This window comes from Paraburkholderia sp. HP33-1 (assembly GCF_021390595.1).
In the GTDB taxonomy this organism is placed as follows: Bacteria; Pseudomonadota; Gammaproteobacteria; order Burkholderiales; family Burkholderiaceae; genus Paraburkholderia.
Genome location: NZ_JAJEJR010000001.1, coordinates 848,136 through 864,548, shown reverse-complemented (window position 1 = coordinate 864,548; position 16,413 = coordinate 848,136). Strand labels below are relative to the sequence as shown.

The 16,413-nt window shown below is 63.6% G+C and carries 15 protein-coding genes; 7 read left to right on the top strand and 8 right to left on the bottom strand.

The annotated features are described in order from the left end of the window. Positions 1-113 precede the first annotated feature (113 nt). Complete coding sequence (gene cytX / locus L0U81_RS03955; protein WP_233800280.1) at positions 114-1,430, top strand: putative hydroxymethylpyrimidine transporter CytX; 1,317 nt, start codon at positions 114-116, stop codon at positions 1,428-1,430. Between the two features lie 118 nt (positions 1,431-1,548). On the opposite strand, the gene L0U81_RS03950 is transcribed toward cytX, so the two are convergent. Further along, complete coding sequence (locus tag L0U81_RS03950; RefSeq protein WP_233800279.1) at positions 1,549-1,737, bottom strand: hypothetical protein; 189 nt, start codon at positions 1,735-1,737, stop codon at positions 1,549-1,551. Positions 1,738-1,947: 210 nt separating this feature from the next. After that, positions 1,948-2,178, bottom strand: coding sequence for a hypothetical protein (locus L0U81_RS03945; RefSeq protein ID WP_233800278.1), 231 nt, complete (start codon positions 2,176-2,178; stop codon positions 1,948-1,950). A 3-nt stretch (positions 2,179-2,181) separates the two neighbouring features. Between L0U81_RS03945 and L0U81_RS03940 the strand changes: the two genes are divergently transcribed. Beyond that, positions 2,182-2,388, top strand: coding sequence for a hypothetical protein (locus L0U81_RS03940; RefSeq protein ID WP_233800277.1), 207 nt, complete (start codon positions 2,182-2,184; stop codon positions 2,386-2,388). Between the two features lie 11 nt (positions 2,389-2,399). Here the strand turns inward: L0U81_RS03940 and lolA are convergent, their stop codons facing one another. Together lolA and L0U81_RS03930 are read right to left on the bottom strand one after the other, a co-directional pair. Then, positions 2,400-3,131 carry an outer membrane lipoprotein chaperone LolA gene (gene lolA, locus L0U81_RS03935; protein ID WP_233800276.1) on the bottom strand — a complete coding sequence of 244 codons (732 nt, stop codon included), beginning with the start codon at positions 3,129-3,131 and terminating at the stop codon, positions 2,400-2,402. Between the two features lie 148 nt (positions 3,132-3,279). Further along, positions 3,280-5,589 (bottom strand): DNA translocase FtsK, encoded by a 2,310-nt coding sequence (locus L0U81_RS03930; RefSeq protein ID WP_233800275.1) that lies wholly within the window; start codon positions 5,587-5,589, stop codon positions 3,280-3,282. Positions 5,590-5,981: 392 nt separating this feature from the next. On the opposite strand from L0U81_RS03930, the gene trxB reads away from it, so the two are divergent. From trxB to L0U81_RS03910, 4 genes are all read left to right on the top strand, one after another. Continuing rightward, on the top strand, positions 5,982-6,983 hold the full coding sequence (gene trxB, locus L0U81_RS03925; protein WP_233800274.1) for a thioredoxin-disulfide reductase: 1,002 nt from the start codon (positions 5,982-5,984) through the stop codon (positions 6,981-6,983). A 204-nt stretch (positions 6,984-7,187) separates the two neighbouring features. Next, on the top strand, positions 7,188-7,955 hold the full coding sequence (locus L0U81_RS03920) for a Smr/MutS family protein (protein ID WP_233800273.1): 768 nt from the start codon (positions 7,188-7,190) through the stop codon (positions 7,953-7,955). Positions 7,956-8,063: 108 nt separating this feature from the next. Further along, a complete protein-coding gene (locus tag L0U81_RS03915) occupies positions 8,064-8,723 on the top strand; it encodes a glutathione S-transferase family protein (protein WP_233800272.1) in 660 nt (219 codons plus the stop codon). 120 nt (positions 8,724-8,843) lie between these two features. After that, positions 8,844-9,764, top strand: a complete 921-nt coding sequence (locus L0U81_RS03910) for a LysR family transcriptional regulator (protein WP_233800271.1) — start codon at positions 8,844-8,846, stop codon at positions 9,762-9,764. Between the two features lie 71 nt (positions 9,765-9,835). On the opposite strand, the gene L0U81_RS03905 is transcribed toward L0U81_RS03910, so the two are convergent. The 4 genes from L0U81_RS03905 to L0U81_RS03890 all read right to left on the bottom strand — a co-directional run bounded on the left by L0U81_RS03905 (position 9,836) and on the right by L0U81_RS03890 (position 14,294). Further along, the gene (locus L0U81_RS03905) at positions 9,836-10,951 is read right to left on the bottom strand and encodes an ABC transporter ATP-binding protein (protein ID WP_233800270.1); all 1,116 of its coding nucleotides are present in this window, start codon (positions 10,949-10,951) and stop codon (positions 9,836-9,838) included. Positions 10,952-11,044: 93 nt separating this feature from the next. After that, positions 11,045-11,902, bottom strand: coding sequence for a carbohydrate ABC transporter permease (locus L0U81_RS03900; RefSeq protein ID WP_233800269.1), 858 nt, complete (start codon positions 11,900-11,902; stop codon positions 11,045-11,047). Further along, positions 11,892-12,830 carry a carbohydrate ABC transporter permease gene (locus tag L0U81_RS03895; RefSeq protein WP_233800268.1) on the bottom strand — a complete coding sequence of 313 codons (939 nt, stop codon included), beginning with the start codon at positions 12,828-12,830 and terminating at the stop codon, positions 11,892-11,894. Before L0U81_RS03895 ends, L0U81_RS03900 begins: the two co-directional genes overlap by 11 nt. Before the next feature lie 216 nt (positions 12,831-13,046). Then, the gene (locus tag L0U81_RS03890) at positions 13,047-14,294 is read right to left on the bottom strand and encodes an ABC transporter substrate-binding protein (protein ID WP_233800267.1); all 1,248 of its coding nucleotides are present in this window, start codon (positions 14,292-14,294) and stop codon (positions 13,047-13,049) included. A 589-nt stretch (positions 14,295-14,883) separates the two neighbouring features. On the opposite strand from L0U81_RS03890, the gene zwf reads away from it, so the two are divergent. Then, positions 14,884-16,347, top strand: a complete 1,464-nt coding sequence (zwf, locus tag L0U81_RS03885) for a glucose-6-phosphate dehydrogenase (protein WP_233800266.1) — start codon at positions 14,884-14,886, stop codon at positions 16,345-16,347. Positions 16,348-16,413: the final 66 nt, after the last annotated feature.

Below are 16,413 nucleotides of genomic sequence, written 5' to 3'. Positions count from 1 at the left end.
CACGAGCGCGGGCAACGTCCTGCATTATGACAGTGACGGCGGCCACGCGATGGGCGACCCGGCCCACCGGCAACGCAAAGATTCACAGCACCACCAACAGGAACAAACTTCAGATGGCTCAAGACTCCAACGCCGGCGGCGCCGGCTCCACCTACGCGCCGCTCACGCCGGTTCCCGACGCGCGCCGCGCGTTCCGCACCGGCGACGCGTTCGCGCTGTGGTTTTCACTCGGCATCGGCCTGCTGGTCGCACAGGCAGGCGCACTGCTGGTGCCGGGGCTGTCGCTGCCTCACGCGCTCGTCGCGATCGTGCTCGGCAGCTTGATCGGCGTCGTGCTGCTCGCGCTCGTGGGCGTGATCGGCACCGACACCGGGCTCGCGGCGATGTCGTCGCTGCGTCCGACGCTCGGCGTGCGCGGCGCGTCGGTGCCGGCCGTGCTGAACATGGTGCAGCTGGTCGGCTGGGGCTCGTTCGAAGTGATCGTGATGCGCGATTCCGCCGACGCACTCGCGAAACAGGCATTCGGCCTGTCGATGCCGCTCGTGTGGACCATCATCTTCGGCCTGCTCGCGACGTTGCTCGCGATCAGCGGCCCGCTGTCGTTCGTGCGGCGCTTTCTGCGCAAGTGGGGGATCTGGCTGCTGCTCGCGGGCGCCGCGTGGCTTACGTGGAACCTGCTCGCGCACCACGACCTCGCGGACCTGATGCATCGTCCGGGCACCGGCGAGATGTCGTTCGGCGGCGCGGTCGACCTCGTCGTCGCGATGCCGCTGTCGTGGCTGCCGCTGATCGCCGACTACACGCGTTTCAGCCGCCGCGCCGGCGAAACGTTTCGCGGCACGCTGTGCGGCTATGGCATCGCGAACATCTGGTTCTATGCGCTCGGCGCGATCTATGGCCTCGCGGCCGGCGGCGGCGATGCGCTTCTGACCGGCGCGCTCGCGCAAGCGGGCGGCGGCTTCGCGCTGCTGCTGATCCTGATCGACGAAATCGACAACGCGTTCGCCGATATCCACTCTGCCGCGGTGTCGACCGGCACGTTCTGGAAGGGTGCGAGCGTGCCGCTGCTGTCGGCGGCGTTCGGCGCGCTGTGCACGCTGATCGCGCTACTCGTGCCGATGGCGAAATACCAGAACTTCCTGCTGCTGATCGGCTCGGTGTTCGCGCCGCTGTTCGGTGTCGTGCTGATGGATCACTTCATCGTGCGCAAGCGTCGCATCGACGCCGCGGTGCTCGCCGATGTGCGCGGCCGCTACGGCTTCTCGGGGGGCTGGCATGTGAGCGCGTTCGTCGCGTGGGCGATCGGCATCGCCTCGTACCAGGTGATCAATCAATGGCTGCCGAATCTCGGCGCGACACTGCCGTCGCTCGCGATCGGCGCGGTGTGCTACTACGTGTTCGTGTCGGCGCGCAAAACCGCGTATGCGTGAGCGCGTAAGCCTGAGCGCGTCGCGTTGAACGCGGCTGCCAGAAATGAAAAAAGACCTGCGATGCAAATGCAGGTCTTTTTTTATGTGCGTGAACGCCGATCGCCGCTCGCGACATGGCCTATTTCTTCGCCGCTTTGCGCCGACGCGATTCGACTTTGCGGCACAGATCCGTCAGCAACCAACGGGCGACGGTCTCCGGCCGATTCGGCGCGTACGACGCAAATCTGCTCTCGTTCTCGAAATGGACGATGACGTTGCCCGTCATCACGCGATAGGTTCCGGCATAGTTCACGCCGTCCAGTTCCACGCTCAGTGCGTGATTGGTTTCATATTCCGCAAAAGTCAAAGTGAAAGCGATATCTCAAAAACGAGACATTATCGCTGTGATTTTTCTGAAGTCAAAAAGAATATGCAATTCGTTGCATATTGAAATAATACGGACCGGTAATCATTGCGCTTTTAGCGTTGAAACCCAAATAGCGGGCTTTTTTACTTGCGTCAAAGAAATTTAACAGCGTTATTGCCGTTCACGCGACACCGTCGGCATATCGGCAAAATGTGCAAGTGCGCGATTACCTTCCCGCTGAGCTTCCGCCTCATCGCTAAAGGTTTTTTCGCTATATGCAATGACCTTGAAACCACTGCCGGCCGACCGTGGAACCGTAATCCCCCAATGCCACCCGCCCTCCTGTTCGAACACATGGAGGGACGGAGACAAGCGCAAATCGTGTAACGAAGACAAATTCATGACATGCCTCACCTTTCCAGACATCCGAAGCAACAACCCGCTTCGATCAGTTTAGGCGTTATTTTGTTGCATTGCAGCAAGAAATTGTTAAATTACCGCGGCGCACATTCCCTGGCAATCCACCCGCCAGGCACCGCGCGAAACAAAAAAGCCGCGCTCGGCAAGCGCGGCTTTGCGGTCATTCCATTTGGCGCCAACCATCGGCGCTGACCATGCAGGCTTTATCCGTTGATCACATCAGCGCCCTTCGGCACCGTGAATTTGAATGCATCGGGCGGTAGTTGCGGATTTTTCTGGATGTTCGAGAAAGTCAGCAGTGTCACGTTGCCGAACACGTCGTGCAATTCCATTGCTTCGAGATTGCCGTCCTTGAAGCCGATACCGACGCGCTCGAACTGTGTGTCCTTCGCCTTCGGTGTCAGTTCGAGCCAGTCGATGCCGGCCTTCACGCCCGCGTCGCGCAGCGTGAAATTCTTCTCGAGATCGTTGCTGCCGAACAGGATCGCTGCCGGACTCGCGCCGAGCGCATTGCCGAGCGTGCGCACCGTGACCTGGTTCAGATCCTTGTCGTAGACGTAGAGCTTGTCGCCGTCCGCCTGCAGCAATTGCGCGTAGGGCTTCTCGTATTGCCAGATGAACTTGCCGGGCCGCGCGAACATGAACGTGCCGCTCGACGTGGTCGGCTTGCCCGGGTTCGCGGTGGACAGCGCATCGCTCGCGCCCTGCGCCTTGCTCGGCGCGCGCACTTCCTGCTGCACGAAGGTGCCGCGCGCCGAATGGACCTGCGCGACGAATGCCTTCAGTTGCTCGGTGCCGCTCGCGAACGCGTGCGAGGCGACCAGCAGCGACGCACCGATCGCGACACTGCCCGCAGTGCGCGCGATCTTGCGCGCGAGCCCGCCGAGGCGGCCCGCTTGACGCTCTCGGGCGTCCTGCTGCGCAATTGCTTGCATAGGTTTTTCTCCGTTGATTGAATTCGGTGATGGGCTGCGTCGGGGCGACGCACTCGCTGAACACCAAGCGAGTGGCCCGGCGTCGAGCCATAGCGGTGCACACCACGGTACGCGCGGCGGCGCGTGAAATGGCCGCAAACGGCTGCGGCTATTCCGTTTCGCGCGCCGGCGCCAGAATCTCGCGATTGCCGTTCGACGACATCGCCGACACCACGCCCGAATTCTCCATCTGTTCGAGCAGACGCGCCGCCCGGTTGTAGCCGATGCGCAGGTGCCGCTGTACGAGCGAGATCGACGCGCGGCGGTTCTTCAGCACGACGTCGACTGCCTGATCGTATAACGGGTCCGACTCGCCTTCGGTGGACGCGGCTCCCGCTGAACCTTCATCGCCCTCGCCGCTCACGCCGCCCTCGAGGATGCCCTCGATATAGTTCGGCTCGCCCTGCTCCTTGAGCTTGTCGACGACACGATGCACTTCGTCATCCGACACGAACGCGCCATGCACGCGCACCGGCAAACCGGAGCCTGGCGGCAGGTACAGCATGTCGCCCATGCCAAGCAGCGACTCGGCGCCCTGCTGGTCGAGAATCGTGCGCGAGTCGATCTTCGACGACACCTGGAACGCCATGCGCGTCGGCACGTTGGCCTTGATCAGGCCGGTGATCACGTCGACCGACGGACGCTGCGTCGCGAGAATCAGGTGAATACCAGCCGCGCGCGCCTTCTGCGCGATCCGCGCGATCAGCTCTTCGACCTTCTTGCCGACGACCATCATCAGGTCGGCCAGTTCGTCGATGACGATCACGATGTTCGGCAAACGCGTGAGCGGTTCCGGATCGTCCGGCGTGAGGCTGAACGGATTCGGCAGCTTCTCTTCGCGCTTGGCCGCTTCGTCGATCTTGTGGTTGTAGCCGGCGAGGTTACGCACACCGACCTTGCTCATCAGCTTGTAGCGGCGCTCCATTTCGGCGACCGCCCAGTTCAGCGCGTGGCCCGCCTGACGCATGTCGGTGACGACCGGACACAGCAGATGCGGAATGCCTTCGTAGACGCTCATTTCGAGCATCTTCGGATCGATCAGGATCATGCGCACCTGCTCGGCGCTCGCCTTGTACAGCAGCGACAGGATCATCGCGTTGATACCGACCGACTTGCCCGAACCGGTCGTGCCGGCGACGAGCAGGTGCGGCATCTTCGCCAGGTCGGCGCACACCGGCTTGCCCCCGATGTCCTTCCCGAGACCCATCGTGAGCGGCGACGCGGCATCCGCATAGACAGCCGAGCCGAGAATTTCGGACAGGCTCACGGTCTGACGGCGCTGGTTCGGCAGCTCCAACGCCATGTAGTTTTTGCCCGGAATCGTTTCGACGACGCGGATCGACACGAGCGACAGCGACCGCGCGAGATCCTTGGCGAGATTGACGATCTGGCTGCCCTTCACGCCCGTGGCCGGCTCGATTTCGTAGCGCGTGACGACGGGCCCCGGATACGCGGCGACCACGCTCACTTCGACACCAAAGTCCTTGAGCTTCTTCTCGATCAGACGCGAGGTGAATTCGAGCGTGTCGGCGGAGATAGTTTCCTGCGCGGCGGGCGCGGGATCGAGCAGCGAGATGGGCGGCAGCGTGGAGTCGCCTGGCAGATCGGTGAAGAGCGGCACCTGGCGTTCCTTCTCGACGCGCTCCGACTTCGCCGGTGTGACGATGGGCGGCACGATCATCACGGGCTCGTGCTCCTCGATGCGCACACGGCCCTTCTCGACCTTACCCTCGCGCTTTACCGCGGCCGCTTCGCCGAGCTTGCGATCCCGCCCGGCCTCGCGGCGCAGCTTCGCGAACGTCACCGCGGAAATGATCGAATCGCCAACCTTCTCGGCGACCGACAGCCAAGAAAAGCGGAAGTACAGCGACAGCCCGATCGCGAGACCGAGCAGCAGCGCGAGCGTGCCGCCGGTGAAACCGAGCGCGTGCGATATGCCACGCGCGACCGCCTCGCCGATCACGCCGCCCGGCGCGCGCGGCAACTGCACTTTCAACGACCACATGCGCAGCGCCTCGAGGCCGTTGCACGACAGCAGCACGAGCATGAACGCGAACGCGTCCGCAAGCCAGCTCACGCCGCGCGGCGCTTCGTCGTCGTAGGAATCTTCGTTGCGGGTGATGCGCCTGTAGTTCGCGGAGATGTGGCGGCCGAGCAGCACGATCCACCAGTAGGCGGACAGGCCGAACAGCATCAACAGGATGTCCGAGGTCCACGCGCCGACGCGGCCCGCCCAGTTCGCGATACGGTCAACGTGGGCGGCGTAGGTCCAGCTCGGGTCGTGCCTGCTGTAGCTGACGAGCGACATCAGCAGGAACACGCCGAGCGCCACCTGCAGAATCCAGCGGATTTCGGTGAAGAGGCGCGACATGCGGTGCGGCAATGCCTGCGCGCTCGCGGAATAAGGAGCTTTTGCCATTGATCCTGTTTGCCTGGGGTAGCCCGTTCAGGCTGATACTGTCGCCGGGAACGCGGCCCGAGCCTCGCCGCGCGCGGCTGCGAGCCCGATCCCGGCTATCGGAAACTTCGATCCGGCCTATTGTAAGCGCTGCGCCCCGCGCGAGGCTGTAAATGACGGTAACTTGGCGGTTTGGCCACAGATGCATTGGCGAGGCGCGCGAAATTCGTCGCATTGCGCCGCGCGCTCGCGCTGTCCGGGCGCGCGGCCACGCTATCGCGGCGATCGGAAAGCTTGATGGCGCGGCCGCGCGCCCCGCCCTTTATAATGCCGGACTGATACCCATCTATAGTTTCAGCTCTAATACGCACGGCTACGCAACAGCGAGCCGCGCGCCGTACAAGGATTCAATCATGCCCGCACTTGCAACGAAACACGCCAAGGTTCTGATTCTCGGCTCCGGTCCCGCCGGCTATACGGCGGCGGTTTACGCGGCGCGCGCCAACCTCGCGCCGGTGCTCGTCACCGGCCTCGCGCAAGGCGGCCAGCTGATGACCACGACCGACGTCGAAAACTGGCCGGCCGACGCCAACGGCGTGCAAGGCCCGGAACTGATGGCGCGCTTCCTCGAACACGCCGAGCGCTTCAACACCGAAATCATCTTCGACCACATCCACACGGCGAAGCTCGATGAGAAGCCGATTCGCCTGATCGGCGATTCGGGCGAATACACGTGCGACTCGCTGATCATCTCGACCGGTGCGTCGGCACAGTATCTCGGCCTGCCGTCGGAAGAGGCGTTCATGGGCAAGGGCGTGTCGGCCTGCGCGACCTGCGACGGCTTCTTCTATCGTCAGCAGCATGTCGCCGTGATCGGCGGCGGCAATACGGCCGTTGAAGAGGCGCTGTACCTCGCCGGCATCGCGAAGAAGGTGACCGTGATCCATCGCCGCGACAAGTTCCGCGCCGAGCCGATCCTGATCGACCGTTTGCTCGCCAAGGAGAAGGAAGGCGTCGTCGAGATCAAGTGGAACCACGTGCTCGACGAAGTGACCGGCGACGCATCCGGCGTGACCGGCCTGCGCATCAAGCACACGCAGACGGGTGAAACCACCGACATCGCGCTGCAGGGCGTGTTCGTCGCGATCGGCCACAAACCGAACACCGATATCTTCGCAGGCCAGCTCGAGATGAAGAACGGCTACATCATCACGAAGGGCGGCCTCAACGGGTTCGCAACCGCGACCAGCGTGCCGGGCGTGTTCGCCGCCGGCGACGTGCAGGACCACATCTATCGCCAGGCGATCACGAGCGCGGGCACCGGCTGTATGGCCGCGCTCGACGCGCAGCGCTATCTCGAGACCATCAACGAGATGGACGGCGAGCATGTGATGAGCGCGGAAGCGGAGCGCTGATCTGCGGCGCGTTGCCGTATGGCGACGCGAAGTCGCGACAACGGGCGCGACAGTAAAATGACGGTGGCGCGCAGCGCGGCCGTCGTTTGCTCACGAAGGCCGCGGCTGAAATGCCGGCGGCCTTTGTCGTTTTTGCCGCTTTGGCAATGTGCGTTGGGCGCGTTGCCAGCACGACCCATTGATCTTTCCGCCTGTATTACCGATATGCCGAAGAATCAGCCCCATCCGAACGAACCAAAACGCCCGCAAGCCGCCGCGCGTCCCGCGCCCGTAGCGGCTGCGCCGGCCGTCGCGCCGAAGCTCGATCGCGCGTCGGGGCTCGCTGGCCTCGGCGCATTGCGTGAAGCGTTAAAGGGTGACGCCGAGCGGCGCGAGCGCGAACAGGCGGCGGCGAAAGCGGCGCAGCGCGAAGCGGCCGCCGACGCTAATCTGTTCCGCCGCGAGATCGGCGAAGTCGCGCCGCTCGCGAGTGCACCGCGTGCGACGCTCACGCGCAATCCCCCGCCGCCGCTGCCGGTGCAGACGCTGCTCGACGAGGAAGCGGTGCTGCACGAAGCGATCTCCGACGAGTTCGATCCCGAGGTGCTGCTCGAAACCGACGAAACGCTGTCGTATTGCCGCCCCGGCGTGAGCCGCGACGTCGTGCGCAAGTTGCGGCGTGGCGACTGGATCGTGCAGGCGCAGATCGACCTGCACGGCATGCGGCGCGAGGAAGCACGCGAGGCGCTCGCCGAATTCATCCGCGAATCGGTGAAGCGCGGCATGCGCTGCGTGCGCGTGATCCACGGCAAGGGTCTGGGGTCGATCGGCAAGGAGCCCGTGCTGAAGGGCAAGGTGCGCGCGTGGCTCGTGCAGAAATCCGAGGTGATCGCGTTCTGTCAGGCCCGCCCGCATGATGGCGGCGCCGGCGCGGTCGTCGTGCTGTTGCAGCCGGGGGCGTTGCCGGCACATGGGGCAAACGTGAAGGACTGAGGTCGATTTCCGGGGCCGTCGTTCGTCGTTGCGTAGACGGCCAGCCTGGCCGTCGCGCGGTGGCCATCGGTGTCACGGCGCACTGTGCAACCGTCAAAGGTGATCGCAATGCCTCTGAAGCTTTATGCCCACCCGTTCTCGTCCTATTGCCAGAAGGCCCTGACCGCGCTGTACGAAAACGGCACGCCGTTCGAGATGCGCCTGCTCGCGCACGACGACCCGCAGGTCATGGCCGAATTCGCCGCGCTGTGGCCGATCAAGCGCTACCCCGTGCTCGTCGACGGCGAGCGCACGGTGGTCGAGGCGAGCATCATCATCGAATATCTGGGCCAGCACTATCCGGGGCCCGTCACGCTGTTGCCCGCCGATCCGCGCGCCGCGCTTGAAGTACGCAGCATGGACCGCTTCTTCGACAACTACATTTCGACGCCGCAGCAAAAGATCGTCTTCGATAGACTGCGCGCCGAAGCCGAGCGCGACACGCGCGGCGTCGCCGATGCGCGCGCGCTGCTCGACACCTCGTATGCATGGCTCGACCGACACATGGCCGGGCGCGAATGGGCCGCCGGCGACAGCTTCAGCCTCGCCGACTGCGGCGCCGCGCCGTTCCTCTTCTACGCCGACTGGACGCATCCCATCGACCCCGCGTTCGAACACGTGCGCGCGTACCGGCGGCGGCTGCTCGCGCGGCCGTCGTTCGCACGCGCGGTCGACGAAGCGCGGCCGTACCGGCCGCTGTTTCCGCTGGGCGCGCCGGACCGGGATTGAGCCACGAGCGGCGGTGGCTGGCGCTCTCAGGCAGACAACCCGGATTCCTGGCTGTAGACTTTCTGTCGTATTGCAAGCCCGCCTCGCCCTCCTTTCGGCTCACCACCCACAAGGCACACGATGGACCGTTTCGAAGCGATGGAGATCTTCACGCGTGTGGTTGAAGCGAACAGCTTCACCAAGGTTTCGGAATCGCTCGATCTGCCACGTGCGAAGGTCAGCCGCACGATCCAGGCGCTCGAGGAGCACGTCGGCGTGCGGCTCCTGAACCGCTCGACGCGCCAGGTCAGCGTCACCGAAGACGGCGCGTCGTTTTACGAGCGCTGCGTGCGCATTCTCGCCGACGTCGCCGATGCGGAGTCGTCGCTATCGAACAAACGCGAGAACCCGGCCGGCACGATACGCGTCGACACCTCCGGCACGCTCGCACGCTCGCTGCTGCTGCCCGCGCTCGACGACTTCTACGCCCAATACCCCGCGATCGACGTGCGTCTTGGTCTCGCGGATCGCAACATCGATCTGATTCAGGACGCCGTCGATTGCGTGATCCGGATGGGCACGCCGGAGGAATCCAGCCTCGTCGCGAGGCGCATCGGTCTTGCGCGCATCGTGACGTGCGCGTCGCCGGCGTATCTGAAGAAATACGGCACGCCAACCACGCTCGCCGAACTCGCCAATCATCGCGCCGTCAACTACGTGTCCGCACGCACCGGCAGGACCTTCCCGTTCGAATACGAGGTGGACGGCGAAATCGAGCGCGTAGCCATGAATAGCACGCTCGCGGTCAACGACGGCTCGGTGTACATCGGCGCGGCCGTGCTCGGACACGGCATCATCCAGCCGTCGCGATTCATGGTTGCGCATCTGATCGAGCAAGGGGCGCTCACGGAGATCCTCGGCAACTACACGAGCCCCGGCACGCCGCTGTCGATCCTGTATGCGCATCGCCGCAATCTGAGCTCGCGGCTGCGCGCGTTCATCGATTGGGTCAGCGAGCTCGCGCGCAATAATCCGGACTTGCGTTTGCCCGATACGGCGTAACGGCTGCAAAAAACAAAAACCCCATGCGCAACTCGACGCATGGGGCCTTTCTGAAGCGACGGCTTTAACGCTTACGCAATCCGCTCTTCATTCGCCGGATCGAACAGCACTGCTTTCGACGTATCGAACAGCAGCGTCGTATTCATCATCGGTTGCGGGTTCGACGCCGGATGCACACGGCTCACCACGCGCTTGCCGTTGATCTGCGCGAACACCAGCGTGTCCGGACCGGTCGGCTCGATCACGTCGACCTTCACTTCGACCGGCTGCAGCTTCGAGTCGTCTCCGTGCGCGCCGCGCTTGTCGGTGATGCGCTCCGGCCGCAGACCGAGAACCACGTTATTGCCGATGTGCGAGCGCACCTTCGCCGAATCGAACGGCAGCACCAGCACCTTGCGCGCGACGCCCGTATCGAGCTCGATGCCGACGCCCGAGCCCTGCTCGACCAGCTTGCCTTCGATGAAGTTCATCGGCGGCGCACCGATAAAGCCCGCGACGAACAGGTTCGACGGCGAGTCGTAGATTTCCTGCGGCGCGCCGAACTGCTGCACGATGCCGTCCTTCATCACCGCGATGCGGTCCCCGAGCGTCATCGCTTCGATCTGGTCGTGCGTCACGTAGACGATCGTCGTGCCGAGGCGCTGATGCAGCAGCTTGATTTCCGAACGCATCTCGATACGCAGCTTCGCGTCGAGGTTCGACAGCGGCTCGTCGAACAGGAACATCACCGGATCGCGCGCGAGCGCGCGGCCCATTGCGACGCGCTGACGCTGGCCGCCCGACAGCTGACCCGGCTTGCGGTCGAGCAGATGCTTGATCTGCAGCGTGTTCGAGACGCGCTCGACGATCTGCGTCTGCTCCTGCTTGGGCACCTTGCGGATGTTCAGGCCGAACGAGATGTTGTCGCGCACCGTCATCGACGGATAAAGCGCGTACGACTGGAACACCATCGCGATGTCGCGATCTTTCGGCGACAGGTTGTTGACCGTCTTGCCGTCGATCTGGATCTCGCCCTTGGTCACGGTTTCGAGACCGGCAATCATGTTGAGCAGCGTCGACTTACCGCAGCCCGAGCCGCCGACCAGAATCAGGAACTGGCCGTCTTCGATGTCGATGTTGACACCCTTCAGAACCGGCACCCCGTTCGGGTAGGTCTTGTACACGTCACGGATGGAAAGGCTTGCCATGCTGTGAATCCTCTTGTCTCTGGTACTGCTTGAAAACGTCTTTTCGGGTGACGGCGGCACGAGTTCCATGAACCGCCGTCGCTCTCGGATGGTTTAGCCCTTCACCGCGCCCGCGGTCAGGCCGCGCACGAAGTAACGTCCGGCGATGATGTAGACGAGCAGCGTCGGCAGCGCCGCGATGATCGCGCCGGCCATGTCCACGTTGTATTCCTTCACGCCGGTCGAGGTGTTCACGAGGTTGTTCAGGGCCACGGTGATCGGCATCGAATCGACGCCGGAGAACACGATACCGAACAGGAAGTCGTTCCAGATCTGCGTGAATTGCCAGATCAGACACACCATGAAGATCGGCAGCGACACCGGCAGCAGGATCTTCGTGAAGATCGTGAAGAAACCCGCGCCGTCGATACGCGCGGCCTTCACGAGTTCAGCCGGCACGCTCACGTAGAAGTTGCGGAAGAACATCGTCGTGAACGCGATACCGTAGATCACGTGCACGAGCACGAGGCCGGCCACCGTGTTCGAGAGACCCAGGATACCTTCGAGGCGCGCCATCGGCAGCAGGATCGCCTGGAACGGGATGAAGCAGCCGACCAGCAGCATCGTGAAGATCGGATCGGCGCCGCGGAAACGCCAGTGCGTGAGCACGTAGCCGTTGAACGCGCCGATGATCGACGAGATCAGCACGGCCGGAATCACCATGCGCACCGAGTTCATGAAGAACGGCTGCATGCCGTCGCAGCGCACGCCGGTACACGCGCCGCTCCATGCCTTGATCCACGGCGCGAAGCTCCAGCTCGTCGGCGGCGTCAGCAGGTTGCCGGTGCGCAGCTGGTCGATGTCCTTGAACGACGTCGACAGCATCACGTACAGCGGAAACAGGAAGTACAGGGCGAACAGGACCAGGGCCGCGTAAATGACGGCACGGCTAATCGTCATCTTAGGCTGCATTGCGCGTGCTCCTCGATTCCATATACATCAGCGGCACGAGCACGGCCACGACGGTGGCGAGCATCATGATCGACGATGCCGCGCCGACGCCGAGCTGCCCGCGATTGAACGAAAACGTGTACATGAAGATGGCCGGCAGCGACGACGAGGTGCCCGGACCGCCCGCGGTCAGCGCGACGACCAGGTCGAACGTCTTGATGGTGATGTGGCAAAGGATCAGCAGCACGGAGAAGAATACCGGCCGCATGCTCGGAATCACGATCTTGCGGTAGATGGTCGGCAGGTTCGCGCCGTCCATTTGCGCGGCCTTGAAGATTTCGCTGTCGACGCCGCGCAAACCGGCGAGGAACAGCGCCATGACGAAACCGGTGGATTGCCAGACCGCAGCGATCACGATACAGAAGATCGCCCTGTCCGGGTCGCCGAGCCAGTTGAACGAGAAGCTCGTCCAGCCCCAGTCGTGAAACACCTTTTCGATGCCGATGCTCGGCGTCAGAATCCATTGCCACGCGGTGCCGGTCACGATGAACGACAGCGCCATCGGATACAGGAACACGGCGCGCAGCGCGCCTTCGTTGCGGATCTGCTGATCGAGCAGGATCGCGAGCAGCAGTCCCAGCCCGATGCAGATACCGATGAACGGGATGCCGAACCAGCCGAGATTCGCGGCCGACGTCCAGAACACGTCGTTCTGGAACAGCTCGCGATAGCGGTCGAGACCCGCGAACTCCCAACGAGGCATCAGCCGCGAAGTAGACAGCGACAGATAGCCGGTGATGGCAATAAAGCCATACACGAAGATAAGGCTGATGACGACGCTGGGTGCGAGCACCAGCTTCGGAATATAGCGATCGGCAAGGGCCGCCATGGGCGACGTGCGGCGGGTAACGGTGGCCGTTTTCCCGTTTCCGCTGATGGAAGCAGTCACTACTCGACTCCTGCTGAAACTGTACCGTCCGGCTTCCCGTGCGCGCTTGGCGCCCGACCGCGACGGCCTGGGTGTGACTCCATGAAACCGGGGTGAGCCGCGTGGCGCCGGACACCGCTGCGAACCAAAGCAGTTCGTGGTCCGGCCCAACACGACCCGAAGGAAGCGCCCGGTGCTTCAGATGCAGGCCGCCGGGCGCAACACTTCTTTTTACGCTTACTTGGTCTTCGCTGCCTTCGCGAGAGCCTGAACCGCGGTCTTCGAATCTTCCTGCGAGTTCATGAACTTCGTGACGACGTCGGAGATCGCGCCTGCAGCGGCATCCGGCTGAGCCATGCCGTGAGCGAGCGACGGCACATAACCGCCGGCCTTGATCGCGATCTGCTCATCCGCGTACGACTTCTTCGCACAGTCGTCGAACTTGTCCATCGACACGCCGAGACGCACCGGGATCGAGCCCTTGTACAGGCTGAACTGCTCCTGGAAGTCCGGCGACATGATCGTCTTCGCGAGCGCGAGCTGGCCCGGCGTCGCGGCCTTCTGGCCCTTCTGCTGGAAGAACACGAACGAGTCGACGTTGAACGTGTAGGCCTTGTCCGTTTGCGGCACCACGGCGCAGATGTAGTCCGTGCCCGACTTCTTGCCGGCGTTGGTGAATTCACCCTTAGCCCAGTCGCCCATGAACTGCATGCCGGCCTTGCCGTTGATGACCATGGCCGTGGCGAGGTTCCAGTCACGGCCCGTGCGGCCCGCGTCGAAGTAGCCCTGGATCTTGCGGACCGTGTCGAACACCTGAACCATCTTCTCCGAGGTCAGCGTCTTCTCGTCGAGGTCGACGAGCGCCTTCCTGTAGAAGTCCGCGCCTTCCGACAGCACGACGTCTTCCCACAGCGTCAGGTCCTGCCACGGCTGGCCGCCCATCGCGATCGGCTGGATGCCCGCGGCCTTCATCTTGTCGGCCACCGCGAAGAACTCAGCCCACGTGGTCGGCACCTTGCCGCCTGCCTTGTCCAGCGCTGCCTTGTTGATGTACAGCCAGTTCACGCGATGCACCGAGAACGGCGCGCCGACGTAGTGGCCGTCCGCTTGCATGATCTTGTCGATTTGCGGCGGCAGGTTCTTCTTCCAGTCGCCCGCGACCGGGTCGATCGGCACCAGCACGCCCTGCGAAGCCCAGTCCTGGATGAGCGGACCCTTGATCTGCGCGGCGCTCGGTGCGTTGCCCGAGATCACCTGCGTCTTCAGCGCCGTCATGGCAGCCGCGCCAGCGCCGCCCGCAACCGCGAAGTCCTTCCACGTGTAACCCTGCTTCGTCATGTCGTCCTTGAGGACGCCGACGGCCTTGGATTCGCCGCCCGAAGTCCACCAGTGCAGCACTTCGACCGACTCGGCGGCCTGTACGGCCGACACGCCACACATCAGACCCGCAGCGCACAGAGCGCCCATGATCGCGCGAAATTTCATTGCTTATCTCCTCCAGACACCTGAACAAAAAACGAATGGCCCCTGATGTCGCCAGGGTGCTGTGGTTGGTTCAAACAGGCAAAACACTGGGCGATCGAGCACGGTCGGGCGCATGCGCGAGGGCATGTGCCGGCGGACCGATGTCCGGCCGCTGGACGCTCAAGAGGTGAGTGGTTCGGGATGCAACTGACTGTCTCCTCTTTTCATTTTTGCCTGCCCGCATCGCGCGGCAGACTCGAGGTACCTCGTACACCAATCCGACTCCAGCCCGACGTCGGCCACGGGCAACGACCCCGCAAGCCCGTCGACTCCCCGGCTTTCCGTAAGGTCCGCCGGCACCCTGCTGGAACGTACCGGAAGGCGTTGTCCATTAACGTGCCAGGAACGCCCGCCGATTCGCAAAGCGTGCATTCAGCCTCCACCGCGCACGCTTTTTTCATCGAATTAACGCTACCTCTTGATTTGGATTGTAGTTAAACTACAATTCAGTGTCAAAAAATATTTTATCGGACTACGGTCGCTCTCCCGGGTCGCTGCGCGTGCAGGGTCCGATCAGCGCGGCGGCCTTTCAGGACATCGACGGAGACTCATGCAAACCGATTCAAGCTTCACCTTCGTTCTCTTCGGCGGAACCGGCGACCTGTCGATGCGCAAGATCCTGCCCGCGCTGTTCGAAGCGCACCGCGCGGGCGGCATGCTCGCCGAGCGCGGCAAGATCGTCGCGGTGGCGCGGCATATCGCGGATCGCGGCGAGTACCTGCAGTGGGTCGACGAGCACGTCAAGCCGCACGTGTCGAAGAACGGTGTCGAAGAAGCCGCATGGACGAGCTTCCTCGCACGCATCGAGTTCGTGAAGATCGACCTCGGCAATCCGGACGACTTCGCGCAGCTGCGCGACGCGCTTCAGGATCTGCCCGGCATCCGCGTGTTCTATCTGGCGACGGGTCCGTCGCTGTTCGTGCCGATCTGCCGTGCGCTCGCCGCCGTAGGCCTGAACGACAACGCGCGCATCGTGCTCGAGAAGCCGCTCGGCTACGACCTGAAGTCGTCGAATGCCATCAATGACGCGGTCGGTGAAATCTTCGCGGAAGAGCAGATCTACCGGATCGACCATTACCTCGGCAAGGAGCCGGTGCAGAACCTGCTCGCGCTGCGTTTCGGCAATGCGCTGTTCGAGCCGTTGTGGCGCCGCGAGTGGGTCGAGAGCATCCAGATCACGATCGCCGAGGAGCTCGGTGTCGAAGCGCGCGGCGATTTCTACGACAATACCGGCGCGCTGCGCGACATGGTGCAGAACCACCTGCTACAGTTGCTGTCGATCGTCGCGATGGAACCGCCCCACTCGATGGATTCCGACTCGGTGCGCGACGAAAAGCTGCGCGTGCTACGCGCACTCAAACCGATCGATCCTCAGGAAATCGGCAAGGTCGCGGTGCGCGGCCAGTATCATTCGGGCGTGATCCGCGGCAACGCGGTGCCGGCCTACGCGACCGAGCACGGCGTGAAGCCGGATAGCCTGACCGAGACCTTCGTCGCGCTGAAGGTCGAGATCGAGAACTGGCGCTGGGCCGGCGTGCCGTTTTTCCTGCGCACGGGCAAGCGGCTCGCCGATCGCGTCGCCGAAATCGTCGTGAACTTTCGTGCGGTGCCGCATTCGGCGCTCGGCGCATCGGCGCTGCGCGCGGGCGCGAATCGCCTCGTGATCCGTCTGCAGCCGAACGAGACGATTCGTCTGTACTGTCTCGCGAAGCAGCCCGGCGAGGGCATGAACCTCGCGAGCGTGTACCTCGATCTTGCGTTCGACCGGTTCTTCCGCGAAGGCCAGATGGAGGCGTATCAGCGGCTGCTGCTCGACGTGATCCACGGGCGCCTCGCGCTGTTCGTGCGGCGCGACGAACAGGAAGCCGCATGGCGCTGGGTCGAGCCCATCCTGAACGAATGGAAGGCATCGGCCAAGCTGCCCAAGCCGTACGCGGCGGGCACGTGGGGACCGGCCGCGGCGAGCGCGATGCTCGCGCAGCATGGCACCTGCTGGTTCGAAGAAGAGAATTGAATTTGAAGAGTTGACGGACGGCGCCGTGCGCGATGAACATTCCAGCGCGCGCCGCCACCGGCAGAC

Excerpts from the sequence above, each read along its gene's own strand:
- cytX (WP_233800280.1), top strand. The coding sequence starts at position 114 with ATGGCTCAAGACTCCAACGCCGGCGGCGCCGGCTCCACCTACGCGCCG.
- L0U81_RS03945 (WP_233800278.1), bottom strand. The coding sequence starts at position 2,178 with ATGAATTTGTCTTCGTTACACGATTTGCGCTTGTCTCCGTCCCTCCAT.
- L0U81_RS03940 (WP_233800277.1), top strand. The coding sequence starts at position 2,182 with ATGCCTCACCTTTCCAGACATCCGAAGCAACAACCCGCTTCGATCAGT.
- lolA (WP_233800276.1), bottom strand. The coding sequence starts at position 3,131 with ATGCAAGCAATTGCGCAGCAGGACGCCCGAGAGCGTCAAGCGGGCCGC.
- L0U81_RS03930 (WP_233800275.1), bottom strand. The coding sequence starts at position 5,589 with ATGGCAAAAGCTCCTTATTCCGCGAGCGCGCAGGCATTGCCGCACCGC.
- trxB (WP_233800274.1), top strand. The coding sequence starts at position 5,982 with ATGCCCGCACTTGCAACGAAACACGCCAAGGTTCTGATTCTCGGCTCC.
- L0U81_RS03920 (WP_233800273.1), top strand. The coding sequence starts at position 7,188 with ATGCCGAAGAATCAGCCCCATCCGAACGAACCAAAACGCCCGCAAGCC.
- L0U81_RS03915 (WP_233800272.1), top strand. The coding sequence starts at position 8,064 with ATGCCTCTGAAGCTTTATGCCCACCCGTTCTCGTCCTATTGCCAGAAG.
- L0U81_RS03910 (WP_233800271.1), top strand. The coding sequence starts at position 8,844 with ATGGACCGTTTCGAAGCGATGGAGATCTTCACGCGTGTGGTTGAAGCG.
- L0U81_RS03905 (WP_233800270.1), bottom strand. The coding sequence starts at position 10,951 with ATGGCAAGCCTTTCCATCCGTGACGTGTACAAGACCTACCCGAACGGG.
- L0U81_RS03900 (WP_233800269.1), bottom strand. The coding sequence starts at position 11,902 with ATGCAGCCTAAGATGACGATTAGCCGTGCCGTCATTTACGCGGCCCTG.
- L0U81_RS03890 (WP_233800267.1), bottom strand. The coding sequence starts at position 14,294 with ATGAAATTTCGCGCGATCATGGGCGCTCTGTGCGCTGCGGGTCTGATG.
- zwf (WP_233800266.1), top strand. The coding sequence starts at position 14,884 with ATGCAAACCGATTCAAGCTTCACCTTCGTTCTCTTCGGCGGAACCGGC.